This is a genomic window from Phycisphaerales bacterium (genome assembly GCA_040217175.1).
Taxonomy (GTDB): Bacteria; Planctomycetota; Phycisphaerae; order Phycisphaerales; family UBA1924; genus JAHCJI01.
Genome location: JAVJNT010000001.1, coordinates 700,698 through 716,544 on the forward strand (window position 1 = coordinate 700,698; position 15,847 = coordinate 716,544).

General features: G+C 68.9%; 13 protein-coding genes and 1 tRNA gene. 10 read left to right on the forward strand and 4 right to left on the reverse strand.

The window, feature by feature from the left end; genetic code table 11:
- Positions 1 to 5: 5 nt before the first annotated feature.
- Positions 6 to 959, forward strand: a complete 954-nt coding sequence (locus RIA68_03070) for a calcium/sodium antiporter (GenBank protein MEQ8316416.1) — start codon at positions 6 to 8, stop codon at positions 957 to 959.
- A 48-nt stretch (positions 960 to 1,007) separates the two neighbouring features.
- Here RIA68_03070 and RIA68_03075 read toward each other — a convergent pair.
- The 4 genes from RIA68_03075 to RIA68_03090 all read right to left on the reverse strand — a co-directional run bounded on the left by RIA68_03075 (position 1,008) and on the right by RIA68_03090 (position 3,253).
- Positions 1,008 to 1,082, reverse strand: a tRNA-Ala gene (locus tag RIA68_03075).
- A gap of 85 nt (positions 1,083 to 1,167) precedes the next feature.
- A complete protein-coding gene (locus RIA68_03080) occupies positions 1,168 to 2,280 on the reverse strand; it encodes a glycosyltransferase family 9 protein (GenBank protein MEQ8316417.1) in 1,113 nt (370 codons plus the stop codon).
- Complete coding sequence (locus RIA68_03085) at positions 2,273 to 2,890, reverse strand: HAD-IIIA family hydrolase (GenBank protein MEQ8316418.1); 618 nt, start codon at positions 2,888 to 2,890, stop codon at positions 2,273 to 2,275. Before RIA68_03085 ends, RIA68_03080 begins: the two co-directional genes overlap by 8 nt.
- 36 nt (positions 2,891 to 2,926) lie before the next feature.
- Positions 2,927 to 3,253, reverse strand: coding sequence for a hypothetical protein (locus RIA68_03090; protein MEQ8316419.1), 327 nt, complete (start codon positions 3,251 to 3,253; stop codon positions 2,927 to 2,929).
- 100 nt (positions 3,254 to 3,353) lie between these two features.
- Between RIA68_03090 and queA the strand changes: the two genes are divergently transcribed.
- From queA to RIA68_03135, 9 genes are all read left to right on the forward strand, one after another.
- Complete coding sequence (gene queA, locus RIA68_03095) at positions 3,354 to 4,499, forward strand: tRNA preQ1(34) S-adenosylmethionine ribosyltransferase-isomerase QueA (GenBank protein ID MEQ8316420.1); 1,146 nt, start codon at positions 3,354 to 3,356, stop codon at positions 4,497 to 4,499.
- Between the two features lie 73 nt (positions 4,500 to 4,572).
- Complete coding sequence (locus RIA68_03100; GenBank protein ID MEQ8316421.1) at positions 4,573 to 6,057, forward strand: UDP-N-acetylmuramoyl-L-alanyl-D-glutamate--2,6-diaminopimelate ligase; 1,485 nt, start codon at positions 4,573 to 4,575, stop codon at positions 6,055 to 6,057.
- Complete coding sequence (gene murF / locus RIA68_03105; protein ID MEQ8316422.1) at positions 6,054 to 7,352, forward strand: UDP-N-acetylmuramoyl-tripeptide--D-alanyl-D-alanine ligase; 1,299 nt, start codon at positions 6,054 to 6,056, stop codon at positions 7,350 to 7,352. Before RIA68_03100 ends, murF begins: the two co-directional genes overlap by 4 nt.
- Positions 7,353 to 7,355: 3 nt before the next feature.
- Positions 7,356 to 8,525: a phospho-N-acetylmuramoyl-pentapeptide-transferase gene (gene mraY / locus RIA68_03110; protein MEQ8316423.1), complete on the forward strand. Its 1,170-nt coding sequence runs from the start codon at positions 7,356 to 7,358 to the stop codon at positions 8,523 to 8,525.
- A gap of 6 nt (positions 8,526 to 8,531) precedes the next feature.
- Entirely contained in the window at positions 8,532 to 9,893 is a 1,362-nt protein-coding gene (locus RIA68_03115; GenBank protein MEQ8316424.1) for a hypothetical protein, read from the forward strand.
- 119 nt (positions 9,894 to 10,012) lie between these two features.
- Positions 10,013 to 11,428 (forward strand): hypothetical protein, encoded by a 1,416-nt coding sequence (locus RIA68_03120; GenBank protein ID MEQ8316425.1) that lies wholly within the window; start codon positions 10,013 to 10,015, stop codon positions 11,426 to 11,428.
- 50 nt (positions 11,429 to 11,478) lie between these two features.
- Positions 11,479 to 12,456 (forward strand): hypothetical protein, encoded by a 978-nt coding sequence (locus RIA68_03125; protein MEQ8316426.1) that lies wholly within the window; start codon positions 11,479 to 11,481, stop codon positions 12,454 to 12,456.
- Positions 12,457 to 12,672: 216 nt separating this feature from the next.
- Entirely contained in the window at positions 12,673 to 13,782 is a 1,110-nt protein-coding gene (locus RIA68_03130; protein ID MEQ8316427.1) for a hypothetical protein, read from the forward strand.
- A gap of 46 nt (positions 13,783 to 13,828) precedes the next feature.
- The gene (locus RIA68_03135; protein ID MEQ8316428.1) at positions 13,829 to 15,844 is read left to right on the forward strand and encodes a peptide ABC transporter substrate-binding protein; all 2,016 of its coding nucleotides are present in this window, start codon (positions 13,829 to 13,831) and stop codon (positions 15,842 to 15,844) included.
- The last annotated feature ends 3 nt before the right edge of the window (positions 15,845 to 15,847 follow it).

Genomic DNA, 15,847 nt, shown 5'->3' on the forward strand with positions numbered 1-15,847 from the left:
CCTCGATGCTCACCGCGCTGCTGATCGTCCTGTCGCTGGCGATGCTGACGGCGGGCGCCGAGTTGCTCGTGCGCTCGTCCGCGGGGCTCGCGCGCCGCATCGGCGTCTCGCCCTTCGTCATCGGCGCCATCATCGTTGGCTTCGGCACCAGCACGCCCGAGCTGAGCGCCTCGACCGTTGCCGCCCTCCGCGGCGCGGGAGACATCGCGGTGGGCAACGTCGTGGGCTCGAACATCTTCAACGTCGCCATGGTGCTGGGCGTCGCGGCGCTGATCCGTCCGGTCTCGACCGACCCTAAGGCCATCCGCTTCGACTTGGCCGTCGCGGCGGCGGTGTCGTTCATCCCATGGCTCTCGCTCCTCACCGGCGGCGAGCTGCCCCGGTGGATGGGCGTGCTCATGCTCGTGGGCCTGGCCGCGTTCGTCGTGCGCTCGTTCAGGCACGGCGCGGTCGATGACGCCGAGACCGAGATGGGTACCGCGATGGCGGGCGAGGTCGCGCGCGGCAAGAGCCTGGCACTGGGCATCGTGGGGAGCGTCGCCGGGCTCGCGCTCCTCGTCCTTGGCGCCAAGTTGCTCGTCGACGCGGCGGTCGGCATCGCCCGCGATGCCGGGCTCAGCGAGCTCGTCATCGGCCTGACGATCGTGGCCATCGGCACGTCGCTGCCCGAACTCGTGACCGGCGTGGTGGCGGCGCTGAAGGGCCATGCCGAACTGGCCCTGGGCAACGTGCTCGGGTCGAACGTCTTCAACCTGCTGGGAATCCTGGGCGTGGCGACCATCATCACGCCCCAGCAGATCGCCAGCCAGACGCTCTGGCTCGATGCGCCGCTCATGCTGGGCCTGGTGCTCGCGCTCGCCGTGATCGCTTACACCGGCAAGCGGATCAGCCGCGTCGAGGGCGTCGTGCTGACCGCGCTCTGGGTCGGCTACGTCGTCACCCTCCTGCTCATCGCCTAGCAGCGTCCGCGCAAGAAAAACCGGGCCCAATCGGACCCGGCTGTCGAGTGGAGGCGACCGGACTCGAACCGACGACCTCTTCCATGCCATGGAAGCGCTCTACCAAAGCTGAGCTACGCCCCCGACGTGTTCGGATTGTCGCCCGGATGGCCCGATGGCCGCTCCGAGCAGGGCCGACATAGTAACAGCCTCGGCGTCCCGCGGCCAGTCAATCATCGGCCCGCGTGGGGCTGCGGTTGAGCAACCCGTCGACGGCCTCTCGGACCCGATCGAGCGAGATGCGATCGATCCGGCTGCGCTGCGGGTCGTCGTTGGCCGTCTGGCCCTCGGGCAGGTCCGGATCGGCCAGCACGATCGCCTCTCCGGCAGGCGCTGGGATCGTCGTCCAGCGATGGTCCGTCGGCCCGAACAGGCTCACAACGGGCACGCCCAGGGCCGCCGCCATGTGCCGGGGCCCGGTGTCGTTGGTCACCATCAGCGAACTTCGCGCGAGCACGCCCTTGAGCGACGCCAGCGAGCCGCCGTGGTCGGCCAGGCACGCCGGCTCGGCCACCGACGCGTTCTGGATCGCGCGTGCGATGCCGACCTCCGCGGGCGACGCATTGATGACGCTCGAAAGGCCGTGCTCCTCCACCAGCCAATCCGCCAACGCCGCGTATCGCTCGGTCGGCCAACGCTTGGCCGGGTTGTTGCCGCCGGGGTTCAGCACGGCCAGCCGTGCATCTGGCGAGATGCCCGCGCTCTCGAGCACCTCGCCCGCGCGTGCCGCCTCGTCGTCGGTCAAGGCCAGTTCGAGGCGCGCATGCTCAGGCAACGGCGCGATCGCCGCCCGCGCATCGACCGTTCGATCCGCCAGCACGTCGAGCAACGCCCGCGCCGCGTGGTGGTAGTACGCCGCCGCTGGTACGACGGCCCACTCGCCGTCTTCGCGTCGAGGAGCAGCGAGCCGGTGCGTCAAGAGCATGCCGCGGCCATCGCGGTCATACCCGAGCCGTAGCGGCACGCCCGCGATGCGACTCGCGAGCGCCGTGGAGAACGAGTTGGTCAGCAAGAGCGCTGCCCGGTAGCGACGGGGCCGGAGCTGGGCCGCCACCCGCTTCGGACCGAACACGCCGGACATCGGCGCCACGTGCACCTCGTCGAGCGCATCGAGGCCCGCGAGCACCTGGTCGACCCCCGGCCGGCAGATGGCGCCGATGAACCAGCCGGGCAGCGTCTCGCGGATCAGGCGCAGGGCAGGCGTCGCCATCACGGCATCGCCGACCCACGACGGCAGGACGATCAGCAGCCGCCGGTCGTGCTCGCCAAACGCCTCATCCATGCGCACCCACCGGATGCCGTGCAACGCGATCCAAGGCGGCCGCGAGCGTCATCTCTCCCGAAAGAAGGAGGCATCGACTCGGTAGCAGACCCGCGGCCTCTCCGGCCTCGACATCTCGCACGGCGTCGCCCACCATCCACGAACCAGCCAGGTCGAGCCCGAGCAATTCGCTTGCCGCCAGCAGCATCCCCGGCTGCGGCTTGCGCCACGGATGCTCGCGGCAGAGCTCGGCAGGCCCCGCGCCGTTTGGGTGGAACGGGCATGCGAAGCACGCCTCGATGCCCGGCCCAAGCACCTCGATCGTGCGCACGCACGCGGCCTCGACCTCGTCGAGCGTGGCACCGCCCCGAGCGACGACGCCCTGGTTGGTCACGAGCACGACGGCGTACCCCAGCGAGACCGCTCGCGCGCACGCGTCGATCGCGTCCGGCAGCGGTCGGATCCACGCCGGGTCGGCGAGGTCGCCCGGCGTACCCGCGAAGGCCTCGGCCGGGAGCGTCGCGTTTGCGATGAGGGTGTCGTCGCGATCGAAGAAGACCGCCGGCCGGCGCGGGCCAGGCGCGGTGCGGGCATCGGGCAAAGCGCGGATTTCGGGCGGAAAGACGACCACCGGCCCAGTCTAGCCGGCGCTTGCCCGGTGCCGGGCCTAGATCGTGACGTCGATGATCGAGCCGATGGGCAGCAACTGCTGGATCGTAATCTGCGGCGTCTCGCGGACCGGGAGTTCGTAGGGCAGCGGCACGGGGCTCACGTCGGCAAGCTTTGGCGTACCCGCCTGCGGGGCGGCCGGGGCGTGGCAGCGACGGCGGCAATCCTCCCCGCCCGCCGCCTGGTCGCTCCGCCTCCCGGCCGCCCGCTCGAACTGGGTATCGCGCTCGTGGGCGCGGTTGACGTGCTTGAGGTGCTCGCTGAATCGCAGCGGCTGGTGGGCCTCATGCGAGAGGCCGATCGGGCTGTCGGCGATGCCGGACACGCCCGACACCATGAAACAAACGTGCCACAGGCCTTAGACCGATAATGTCGGCCCTCCCACTACCTGGAGGTCGCTTGGCGGTGGCATCGTGGTGTCAATGATGCTGCTTCGCAACACCGACGCGTTGCCCGAGGGCCACATGCTGCGGACACGAGACCTCGACTACGACCTGCCGCGGGAGCTCATCGCGACCGCCCCTGCCGAGCCGCGCGATAGCGCCAGGCTCCTCGTGGTCCGAGGCCAGGACCGGCTCGAGCACGCCGTCTTCCGCGACCTGCCCGGCTTCCTGGCTGCCGACGATCGCGTCGTCGTCAACACCAGCCGCGTCATCCCCGCCCGCCTGCTCGGCCGGCGAGAGGACACCGGCGGACAGGCCGAGGGCTTGTTCCTGGAGTTCGGCGACGAGCCCGGGCTGTGGGTGTGCATGGTCAAGGCCCGGCGGTTCAAGCCGAGCGCGCGGATCGCGCTGTTCGATCAAAACGGCGCCCCATCGCCCCACGCGATCGAGTTGGTCGACCGCCACCCCGGAGTCCCTGGGGCCTGGATCGTTCGCCTCGTTGGCGGTCCGTGGGAGGACGCCTGGCAATTCAAGATGCACAGCATGGCCGTGATCAGCGAGGTCGGCCACGTCCCGCTGCCGCCGTACATCCGCAGTGCGAGGCGCGACGACGGGCAGGACGACGAACGCACCGAAGACTTGGAGCGCTACCAGACCGTCTACGCCGACCCGGCCGAGGCGGGCTCGGTGGCCGCCCCGACGGCAGGGCTGCACTTCACGCCCACCGTGCTCGAGGCACTCGCCGGCCGGGGCGTTGTCCGCCGCGACGTCACGCTCCACGTCGGGGCCGGCACGTTCCGAGAGGTCGAGACCGAGCTCGTCGAAGACCACGACATGCACCACGAGCTGTGCCACGCCCCGGCGAGCGTGATGGACGACCTCCACACCGCGCGGCAAGGCGGCCATCGGGTGGTGGCGGTGGGCACGACGGCCGCCCGCACCATCGAGGCCGGCGCCGATGGCCCCGGCGGGTGGTTCGAGACCAACCTGCTCATCACGCCCGGCTACCGGTGGAAGCTGGCCAGCGCCCTGATCACCAACTTCCACCTACCACGCTCGACGCTCATGGCCATGGTCGCCGCCCTCCTGCCCGGCGGGGTCGAGCAACTCCAAGACGTCTACGCCCAAGCGATCGAGGCTCGGTACAGGTTCTATTCGTACGGCGACGCGATGTTGGTGCTGCCGTGACGCGCGGCGGCGAAATCTCCGCGCCGCGCCCGGTCATGGCCGATGCTCTGGCTGCCGTACCGTCGAGCGACCCATGCTGCTGAGCGACCTCATCCGCGACCTCCCCATCACCGTGCACGGCTCGGTCGATGTTCGTATTGCCGGCGTCTCCGAGGACAGCCGAAGGATCGATCGCGGCTGGTTGTTCGTCGCCAGGCCGGGCGTCAAGAGCAATGGTGACGCGTTCGTGTCCGACGCCCTGGAACGCGGGGCAGCGGCGGTGCTGGCCAGCCATCGCCACGAGGCGACAGTGGCTCTCGTCTGCCAGGATCCGGCCAGGATCGGCGCCGTGCTGGCCGAACGATGGCACGGGTCGCCGAGCTCGAGGCTCGGGCTGGCGGGCGTCACCGGAACCAACGGCAAGACCACCGTCGCCTGGCTGCTTCGCCGCCTTCTGAGCACGGGCGGGCACAAGAGCGGCCTGATCGGCACCATCGAGATCGACGAGGGTGCCGGCGCGAGGCCGGCCGACCTGACAACCCCGGCGGCCGAGGACCTGAGCGCCTCGCTCGCCCGCATGGTCGGCCATGGCTGCGACTTCGCGGCCATCGAGGCGTCGAGCCACGCGCTGCACCAGCACCGGGTTGCCGGGCTGCGGTTCTCCGTAGCCGTCTTCACGAACCTGAGCGGCGACCACCTGGACTACCACGGCACGATGGACGCCTACGCCGACGCGAAGGCCCTGCTGTTCTCGTCGCTCGAACCGGACGCGCTGGCGATCGTGAACGCCGACGACGCGGCGAGCGATCGCATGCTCCGCGACTGCCGCGCGACGGTGCTGCGGTGCTCGATGCACGGCCCGGCCGACGCCACCGTGCGCATCGTTGCGGCAGACCTGGAGAGCCACGTCGAGATGACGGGGCCGTGGGGAACCGTCGAGGCATCGCTGCCGCTCGTGGGCGACCATAACGCGATGAACGCGCTCCAGGCCGTCGCCGCGGCACATGCCCTGGGGCTGGGTCGCGATGACATCGAGCACGCGCTGCCCGCACTCGGCCCGCCGCCCGGCCGGCTCGAGCCGGTGAAGGTCGATGGCGTCGATGGCCCACGCGTGCTGGTCGATTATGCGCACACCGACGACGCGCTCGAGAAGGCGCTGCTCGCGGTAGCTAGCCGAAAGGGCGAGGGCAGGCTCTGGGTCGTCTTCGGCTGCGGCGGGGATCGCGACCGGACCAAGCGGCCGCGCATGGGCGCCGTCGCCGGCCGGCTGACCGACCGCGTGGTCGTGACGAGCGACAACCCCCGGACCGAAGACCCCGAGTCCATCGTGCAAGAGGTGCTCGCGGGCGTGCCCGGGGACGTCTGGCAGGCGAGCGACCCGGACCGCGAGGCGGCGATCCATGCCACGATCTCGCAGGCCGACGCCGCCGACGTCGTCGTCATCGCCGGCAAGGGCCACGAGGACTACCAGATCGTCCGCACCGACTCCGGCGGCACCGCCAAGCGGCCGTTCGATGACCGGCTGGTCGCGCGCGAGGCCTTGCTCCGCCGGCCGAGCCTGGCCGGAGGCAAGCGATGATCCCGCTGGCTCGATTGCCCGAGTTGCTCGACGGCCGCTGGCTCGCGCCCGGCGAGGGCGTTGCAACCGGCGCGAGCATCGACACGCGGACGCTCGAGCCCGACCAGGTGTTCTTCGCGCTACCGGGCACTCGAGTCGACGGCCACGACTACCTGGAGCAGGCAGCGGAGCGGTGTACGAGCCTTGCGGTCGTCGAGCGTGACGTGTCGCCGCCGGACGGGCTGCCCGTCTTCCGCGTCGCGAGCGTGCAAGGGGCGATGTGGACGCTGGCCGCGTGGTATCACTCGACGCTCCGCGCGCGTGTAATCGCGGTCATGGGCAGCAACGGCAAGACCACCACCGTGCGCATGCTGGCGGCGGTGCTTGGCGAGGCCATGCACGTCCACGCATCACAGCGATCGTTCAACAACGCGCTGGGCCTCCCGCTCACGATCTTGAACTGCCCGGCGGACGCCGACGCGCTCGTCTGCGAGCTGGGCGAGGGCGAACCGGGTGCGCTCGCGCGATATGCCGGCCTTGCTCGGCCCGATGCTGCAATCGTCACGAGCGTCGGCCGGGCGCACGTGGGCGAACTGGGCGGCCTCGAAGCCGTGCGAGCGGAGTTCCGTGAGGCACTCGAGACCATCGGACCGGACGCCACGGCGTTCGTGCCCGAAGGCGATGTCTGGCTGCACGAGCGCGGCAGCAAGGCCTTCGCGGTCTCGAGTGCGAGGCACGCGACGGGCGGGATCGAGTTCGAACTTCCCGACGGCAGCGCCTGGACCATCCCCGTCGTCGGCCTGCACAACGCCTCGAACGCGGCGGCCGTGATCGAGGTCGCTCGCGAGTTGGGCGTCGATGACCACGCGATCGAGGCCGGGCTCCGGTCCTTCGAGCCGGCCGACATGCGGCTGGCGGTCCGCGAGATGGGCGGCGCAACCGTGCTGGTCGACTGCTACAACGCCAACCCGGATTCCATGGCCGCGGCCCTGCGCACGCTGGCGGAGGTCGCCCAGGGCCGGCACGCGGTGGCGGTCGTCGGAGACATGCTCGAACTCGGTGAGGATTCGGAGGCGTGGCACCGGGAGATGGGCCGCCTTGCGGGAGCGTCGGCCGACGCGTGCGTCTTCATCGGACCGGCGTCGCAAACCGCGTTCGAGGCGGCGGACGCCGGCGAGTGGTTCGAGACGGTCGAGGACGCTCAAGCGGCCGTCCGCCGCCACGCGGGCCCGGGGGCGGTGGTGCTGCTGAAGGCATCCCGCGGCATGGCGCTCGAACGCCTGCTCGACGCCCTGCAACGAGCCTCGGTGGCCTAGCGGGTGCTGTACTGGCTGACCAAGCTGCTCGACGGGGCGCTGCCCGAGTGGATGATGACGCTGCTGCGCGTCTTCTACCAAGAACAATTCCGGGCGCTCGCGGCGGCGGTGCTGTCGTTCGCCTTGGTCCTGTTCTTCGGCAAGCCGACGATCGCCCAGCTCGTGAAGTTCAAGATCGGCGATGCGGGCCTGACCGATGCCGAGGCGCTGCGGCGCGGCGCCGCCTCGAAGAAGAACACCCCCACCATGGGCGGCGTGCTGACGAGCGCGGCGGTGTTCGTGTCGACCATCCTGCTGGGTGACCTGGGCAACTTCTACGTCACCGCCGGCTTGCTCTTGATGATGAGCCTGGCCGCCGTGGGGGCGGCCGACGACGTACTCAAGATGCTCGCCTCTCGGCGGGAAGGCGGGCGGCAGGGCCTGCACAGCTGGGAGAAGCTGCTGTTCCAGCTCGGCGTGGGCGCGCTGATCTCGTACTTCGTGTACCGGCACGGGTCGGGGCAGGACTTCGCGCACGTGCTCAACCTGCCCTTCCAGCGGACGACGCTGCCGGGCACTGGCGGGGTCAACCCGGCGGTGCTGTTCCTGCCGATGGGGGTGTTCGTCGTGCTGGGCACGCTGATGATCGCGGGCCTGAGCAACGCGACGAACATGACGGACGGCATGGACGGTCTCGCCGGCGGGCTGAGCGCCATCGTGGCCGCGGGCATCGTGGTGCTGGCCATGATCGCCGGCTGGCAGGCAACGGCCCAGGACTTGCTGGTGCCCTACGTGCCCGGAGCGGAGGAACTCGGCGTGCTAGCCGGGGCGCTGCTCGGCGCCTGCCTGGGCTTCCTATGGTGGAACTGCTACCCGGCCCAGGTTTTCATGGGCGACACCGGGTCTCTGGCTATTGGCGGCCTGTTCGGGTACGTGGCCCTGGTCACCCGTCAGGAGGTCGTGGTCCTGCTCATGTGCGGGGTCTTTCTGCTGGAGATCGCATCCGTGGTGCTCCAGGTCGGGTATTTCAAGTGGACGAAGCGCTCGGGGCAGGGCAAGCGGATCTTCCTGTGCGCGCCGTTCCACCACCACCTGCACCTGAGCGGGCTTGCCGAGCCCAAGGTGGTGGTCAGGCTCTGGATCGTCGGGGTGTTGTTGCTGGTGCTTGCGCTGGCATCGATCAAGCTTCGGTGAGGACCCTTGACGCACGCAAAACCTCCCCAACCCGCTCGGCATCGGGGCGCTCGACGCAGCGTCGCGCTCGGCCTGGCCCTGGCACTCTCGGCCGGGTATCCGGCCTTCGTCGGCCTGCCCCTGCCAGCCGCGCTGCGTAGCGCCACTCAGCAGGCGGCCCGGGCCGACGACGTCGAGTCGCTGCGACAGAAGGCGCAGGAGCAACTCGCGGGGGTCGAGGGCCTGCGCTCGCCCGTGCGGCTGCTCTTTCGGAACGGTGAGTTCGTCGACGGAGAGCTCGTTTCCGAGACGGTCGAGAAGGTGACGCTCAACGTCGCGGGCATCGAGACCACCTTTGGCCAGTCGCGCATCGCACAGCTCGTGCGCCTGCCGGACTTGGCGACGCGGTATCGCCAGTGGCGAGCGGAGATCGACGACGGCGACGTGGGCCACATCGAGCAATTGATCCAATGGCTCGCGGGCGAGGAGCTCTACCACGTCGCGCACTACGAAGCGGCCAAGCTCTCGGTGAACCGGCCCCGCGACCCACGCGTGGATGCGCTCCTCCGGCGGATGCGCGGCATGGCGGCCTTGTTCGAGCAGCGCGGCCAGGGCGTCGCGCGCAAGCCAAGCGAGAACGAAAGGCCGATGCCGCTGCTCTCTCGCGAGCAGGTCAATCTGATCCGCGTCTACGAGCTCGACTTGCTGGATCCGCCGCGTATCCGCATCTCACCGCGCGACGTGCAGGAGTTCCTGCTGGCTTATCGCGAGGATCCCAGGGTGCCGCAGACGCCCGAGGGCCGCCAGGCGATGATGGCGGGCGACCCGGTCGACGTGTTGCGGCTGATGTTCGAGCTCAAGGCCCGCGAGTACTACGACCGCGTCCGAGTGCTCGACGATCCGGCGACGGTGAAGATGTTCCGACGCGACGTCACCGGCTGGCTGGTCGCCGGCTGCGCGACGTCGCGCTGCCACGGCGGGGTCGAAGCCGGCTCGCTGCGGCTGGCGAACCGCAACGCCCGCGGCGAGGGACAGGCCTACACCAACTTCCTCGTGCTCACGAGGGCGACGCTCGCCGACGGCACGCCGTTGATCGACCTCGAAGAACCCGACAACAGCCCGTTGCTGCACCTGGGCCTGCGGCGTGAGGGCTCGCGCTTCCCCCATCCGGAGGTGCCGTCCGATCGCGGCGACGGAGACGACTGGCGTCCGGTCTTTTCCCGAACCGAGGACGCCCGGTGGCGGCAGACCACGGCATGGGTCCGCTCGCTCTACCAACCCCGGCCGGAGTACCCGATCGAGTATCCGCCGCGAAGTGACCTTCAGGCCGAGGAGGCGGCATCTGATGTCCCGTCGGGTGAAGCGTCGGACGATGGGGGCCCGCCCTAGACTGGCCGCTGAGAACCGCTCGGCCACTCCGGGCGAACAGAAGACGCACGGAGCAGATCACCCGGCGAGGTGCGATGGCACCGCCGGCAGGTATTGGAGGCGTTTGGATGGCAACTCGCGTGGCAGATCGTTCCGGTCGCGGCATCGTCGCACTCCTCGCGGTCGCGGGGATCGCGGGCTCGGCGTTCATGAGCGGGTGCGAGCAGGAAGACCCCAGCGCCACGGCCCTCTCGGACGCGGCCATCCAGATCCGCACGATTTCGCCCGGGTCGGTCCCGCCAACGAGCGACGACTTCGCGACCTCGCAGTACCGCTTGGCGTCGGGCAAGCTCGATGCCGCGGCGCGCGACGGCAACGACGCTCAGAAGGCGATCGCTGCGATCCTGAGCGCTGAGATCGCCATCGGAAACGCACGCCCCGCGATGACCGCACTGGCGCGCATCGAACACGAGATCGGCTCGAAGCTCACGCGGATGACCTCGCTCGAAACCGCGCGTGTCTCGGCCCAGCAGACCGCAGAAGCCCTGGGTTCCTATGACCCATCGGCCGAGCGCGAGGCAATCGAGCAGCAGGCTTCCGAGCTCCAGCAGCAACTCAGTGATGCCCAGGACGAGCGGCAACAGCTGGTGACGCAGGTCGAGTCGCTGAACGCCCAGATCGCTGGTCTGGAGGGCGAGGTCTCGACCATCCGGGGTCAGGAGAGCCAGTTGCGTGATCGTGCCTTGCGCGAAGATCCGATCACTGCTGCACAGACTTCGATCGAGGCGCGTGAGGTCGGCCGGCGAGCCGACGCACTGGAAGTCCAGGCAAGCAACCTCGACGCTCGTCGCTCCGTGCTGGGGCCACAAATCGAAGCACTCGAGGTCCGGGTCAATGCGATCGATGCCCGGCTGGCAATCCTGAGCCAGGCCGGTGCCACGGTTACCGCAGAAGCACAGCGTTCGATGATGGAGGCCAGCGAGGCCCGCGACCGGGCTCAGGAGTTTTCCGCCGAACTCATGGCTCTGGCCAGCGAAATCTCGGCGCTGCACCAGGACGAGGCCCAAGCGGCCCTGGGCGAGGCGCGGCAGGCTCTCGAACGGGCTGTCTCCGCCGCCCGGCGGGCGAATGACGACGCGGTGAACGGCAACCTCGCAGCAGCCGGAGCGTCGCGATCGCTTGGCGACCTGCTCGCCCGCCGCGCTGCGAGCCTTACGCAAACCGCCGACGTTTTTTCCGGCCTCGCTGACCGCGGGCAGGGCGACCAGGCCCGCCGGCTGAGCGATCTTGCTGACCAGCTCTCGCAGCGGGCCGACGCGTTGAAGGGCGACGCCATCTCGGCGCTGGAGTCGGCCGCGAGCGGACTGCGCCGCGTGCGAGCCCAGGGCGAGACGCGTGAGGCTTTGCAGAACGCTGCCGACGATCTCGATAGCGCGATCGAGAGGCTTGGTGGGGCTCGTTCCGGCGCCGACGACGATTGGGCCGATGAGCAGCCGGCCGACGAGGGAACGCCCGGAATGGATGGGGATGATCCTTCCGGCGAGATGGGCGGCTGAGGCTGTTCACGCGGCGATGACGCAGGTCTCGCAAACCTACTATCGCCTGCATGACGACTACCGAATCTACCGACGTGACGCATACGGACCCAGGACCCGACCTCGTCGAGGTCAAGATGCACATCGCGGGGCCGAAGGCTCCTGTTTCAGGCGTCGTGACCCGGAACGATCGATGCACTGCCGGCAGCCGGGCCGCCGGCTTCGTCCGTCACGTCGAGATCGACGTATCTCAGACGCCGTTAGCAGGCTCGTTCGTGCCCGGGCAGAGCTTTGGCGTGCATGCGCCGGGCGAGGACCATCGCGGGAGGCCCCACGCGCTTCGGCTGTACTCGATTGCTTCGCCTGCCGAGGGCGAGGACGGGAAGGGCGGCGTCATCGCCACGACGGTGAAGCGGCTCATCGACGAGAACGCGGCGGGTCCGGGCTTGCATCTGGGCGTGACCAGCAACTTCTTGTGCGACCTTCGGCCCGGTGACGAACTCAAGCTCAGCGGACCCAATGGCAAGCGGTTCGTGCTGCCAGCGAGGCCCGACGAGCACGACTACGTGTTCTTCGCGACCGGCACGGGCATCGCGCCCTTTCGCGGCATGGTGCTCGATCTGCTGAAATCGACCTCGCGGAGCCGCATTGCCCTGGTCATGGGCGCCCCGTACGAGACCGACCTGCTCTACGACGACGTGTTCAGCGCCCTGGCCGAGACGCACGATCGATTCACGTACCTCCCGACGGTGAGCCGACACGCCCACCGGGACGCTTCGCCGGGCTGCTACGTGCAGGACCGGCTGGAGCGCGATCGCGGCGTGCTGGGCGAGCTGCTCTGCAGCGATCGCGGGCTGGTGTACGTGTGCGGCCTGCTGGGCATGGATCTTGGCATCGTGCAGGGCATGGCCAGGACGATGCCGCCCGAGTGGCTGGGGCGATACCTGACGATCGACCCGGCGGTGGCCGGCGAGATTGACGGATGGACGCGCAAGATGGTGCACCGCCAGGTCAAGCCAACTCGGCGGATGTTCCTCGAGGTATATTGAGGCGTCTTGCCCGGTATATGATCGGGATCGATGGTTGGGCCCGGCCGCTCGATCGTATTGACGGTGGGCCGGAGTTCGACTAGGTTTGGGGCCCCTGGAACCGCGAGGCCCGGGGTTGGCGTACCGGACAGCCTCTGCCGGCTGTTCATGCCGATCTGTGCTCGGGCCGTGCTGGCCCCGCTTTCTGGATTGCGTTTGGCGTAAAGGAGCCAGCCCTTGCGAGGAACCCTGCCGCGGATCTTGGCGGTCGTGCTGGCGTTCGTATTCGGCGCGGCGGCGTTCGGGCAGACCGAGCTTCCCGACGGCGTGACGACCAAGTCGAGCCTGAGTCCTTCCGAAGAGCAGGCGATCGCCGACTGGGCAACCAGCAACTGGGCGATGGTGTCGGGCGACTCTCCGGTCGATGCTCGCGAAGCGCGTCGACGGCTCGTCGCGCCGCTGCTCGATGCCGAAACGTCGGCTGGCTTCCGGCTCGCGATGGATCGGGCGCTCGCCGAGGAACTCCAGCGGGCGATCCAGGGCGACGACGTGTTCCGCGGCGTGAACGCGTGTTTGCTCTCGGGCTGGCTGGGCACCGATCGATCGGTGCGGGCGCTGACGGAGAACGTCCGCAGCGATCAGGTCGCTGTTCGCTTCGCGTCGGTCTCGGGGCTCGGCTATGCCTTCCGCGTTGCGGGCATCGGGCCCGTGGCGTTCCAGGGCCAGGTGGGGAACGCGGCGGTCGATGCACTGGCGGGCGTGCTTGCCTCCACTGAGAACCAGAGCCTGCTGGACGCTTCGGTCAAGTCCATGATCGAGGCGATGTCGGTGCCCGACCAGTCGATCTCGGGCTTCGGGGCGAGGTCGGCCGAGCGGCTGACCACGGCGGTGGGAGAACGGATCAATACGCTGCCGATCGACGAGCACTTGGACGCCAGGCTGCGTCCGCTGCTGCGGGCGATGGGCGACGTGCGTACCCAGGTCACGCAGCGGCGCGGCAACATCTCGCAGGGTTGGCAGACGGCCCTGATGGAATTGCTCGGACGCACCGGGGCACTGGGCTTCCGCTATGTTCGGGCGGAGCGAGCCGGGACTCTCGGCGGCGGCGACGGCGAGCAGGTACGCACGACCGTGGAGACGGCCCTTCGGGTCTCGGGCACCATGCCCACGCTGCTGCCGCTCGATCGCGGCGTGCAGGACCGCCTGCGGCAGCTCGACCTGGCATCGAACTTCGATCGGGCGTCGCGGGACGGCGGCAACGGCTACCAGCAGGCGAGCAACAACCTCTGGAGCGTGCTGGACTCGGAGTTCAACCTGCCCCGAGGCCGCTTCAACCTCGACAACTGAAGCGATTTCGATCGCTCTTGTCCTGTCGGGCGTCGTACACTGCGCGATGCTGAAGATCCTTGCGCCCGTGATCCTGCTGGTGCTCGTGGTGGCGGCCACGCTGGTGACCGACCGGCCGATGCCGCGGGCCGACTTTGCGTTCGTCAACCGCGGCGACGTCAACACGCTCGACCTGCAGAAGATGAGTTGGATGCAGGACCTGCGGGTGGCCCGCATCCTCTTCGAGGGGCTGGTGGCCAACGACGTCTTCACGCACGACTACGCCATCATCCCAGCGACCGCCGACCGGTGGGAGCTGAGCGACGACGGGCTGGAGTACACCTTCCACATCCGCGAAGACGCCCTGTGGAGCAACGGTGAGCCGGTAAAGGCCGGCGACTTCGTGTATAGCTGGCGGCGGGCGATCCTTCCCGATACGGCGGCGGACTACACGAAGCTGTTCCAGCTCATCGAGGGAGCGACCGAGTTTGCCGACTGGCGGCAGGACCAGCTCGACGCGTTCAGCGAGAGCCCGTTGACGGGGGAGGAGCGCCGGCTGGAAGCCGAGGCGTTGTGGGAAGAGGCCAAGGCCAAGTTCGATGAGATGGTGGCGCTCGAGGCAATCGACGACCGGACGCTTCGGGTGAACCTGAAGCTACCGACGCCCTACTTCCTCGATCTGCTGGCGTTCGCGGTGTTCTACCCGGTGTATCCGCCGCTGGTGCGGCAGTACGAGAGCGTGGATGCGCAGACCGGGCTGATCCAGGCCAAGACGGGCTGGACGAAGCCGCCTGAGCTGGTGAGCAACGGGCCGTTCATGCTGACGAGCTGGCGATTCAAGCGGGACATGCGCTTCGAGCAGAACCCCCACTATTGGAACCGCGACTCGCTGAACCTCGAGACGATTAGCACGCCCTCGATCAACGATCCGAACGCCGCCGTGCTGGCGTACACGTCGGGCGTGGTCGACTGGGTGAGCGACGTGACGCCGGCGTACCGGGCCGACATGCTGGCCGACAAGATGGCGTTCTACCAGGAGAACATCGAGCAGTACGAGGAGCTCAAGGCCCAGGGCTACGACATGTTCGAGATCGATCGGCGGCTGCCCGACGATCCCCGCAAGGACATCCACGCCGTTCCAGCGTTCGGCACGTACTGGTACAACTTCAACTGCCTACCCACGCTGCCGGACGGCCGGCGCAATCCATTCTCCGACGCGCGTGTGCGGCGGGCGTTTGCGATGACCATCGACAAGCAGAGCATCGTGCAGGACGTGCAGCGGCTGGGCAATCCGGTGGCGCGGACGATCATTCCCAAGGGTTCGATCGGCGGCTATACGAGCCCCGAAGGTCTCCCGTGCATCAGCGATGCCACGACCGAGGAAGAGAAGCAGGCGATCGTGGCCGAAGCGCGTCAGTTGCTGCGGGACGCGGGCTACGCAACGCCGGCCGACGTACCGACGATCGAGATCCTGTTCAACAAGGACGGCGGGCACGACCTGATCGCCCAGGTCGTGCAGAAGAACTGGCAGGAGTACCTGGGCGTCAGCGTCCGACTGGCCCAGAAGGAGATCAAGGTCTTCCGCGATGATCTCAAGAAGCAGCGATACATGGTCAGCCGGGCGGGCTGGTACGGCGACTACGGCGACCCCACGACGTTCCTCGACATCAATCGCATCGACGACGGCAACAACGACCGCAAGTACCACAACCCTCGTTACGAGGCGCTGCTGGATGAAGCGGCCGTCGAGCTCGACCCCGAGAAGCGGATGGCCTTGCTCAGCGAGGCCGAGCGGATCTCGATGGACGAAGACCTGCCGATGGTCCCGCTGTTCCATTACATGACGGTCTACTTGTTCGACCCCGACACGCTGAGCGGACTCAACCCACACCCGCGGACCGAGCAGAACGTCTACCTGTTCGACGTGCTGGGCGACGGCAAGGGCACGGACGACGTGCGAACGATGCCGCTGCTGCCGCCCCTCTCTCCGACTGCGGGGCTCGACCCGCGGGGCGTCGAGACGGCGATCCTGGATCGTGACGACCTGTTCGCGCTGCGGACGAAGCCCTCGGACGAGAACTGACCA

Bases quoted from the DNA above. Each gene is read 5' to 3' on its own strand.
- RIA68_03070 (MEQ8316416.1), top strand. From the start codon at position 6: ATGCTCACCGCGCTGCTGATCGTCCTGTCGCTGGCGATGCTGACGGCG.
- RIA68_03080 (MEQ8316417.1), bottom strand. From the start codon at position 2,280: ATGGATGAGGCGTTTGGCGAGCACGACCGGCGGCTGCTGATCGTCCTG.
- queA (MEQ8316420.1), top strand. From the start codon at position 3,354: ATGCTGCTTCGCAACACCGACGCGTTGCCCGAGGGCCACATGCTGCGG.
- RIA68_03100 (MEQ8316421.1), top strand. From the start codon at position 4,573: ATGCTGCTGAGCGACCTCATCCGCGACCTCCCCATCACCGTGCACGGC.
- murF (MEQ8316422.1), top strand. From the start codon at position 6,054: ATGATCCCGCTGGCTCGATTGCCCGAGTTGCTCGACGGCCGCTGGCTC.
- RIA68_03125 (MEQ8316426.1), top strand. From the start codon at position 11,479: ATGACGACTACCGAATCTACCGACGTGACGCATACGGACCCAGGACCC.
- RIA68_03135 (MEQ8316428.1), top strand. From the start codon at position 13,829: ATGCTGAAGATCCTTGCGCCCGTGATCCTGCTGGTGCTCGTGGTGGCG.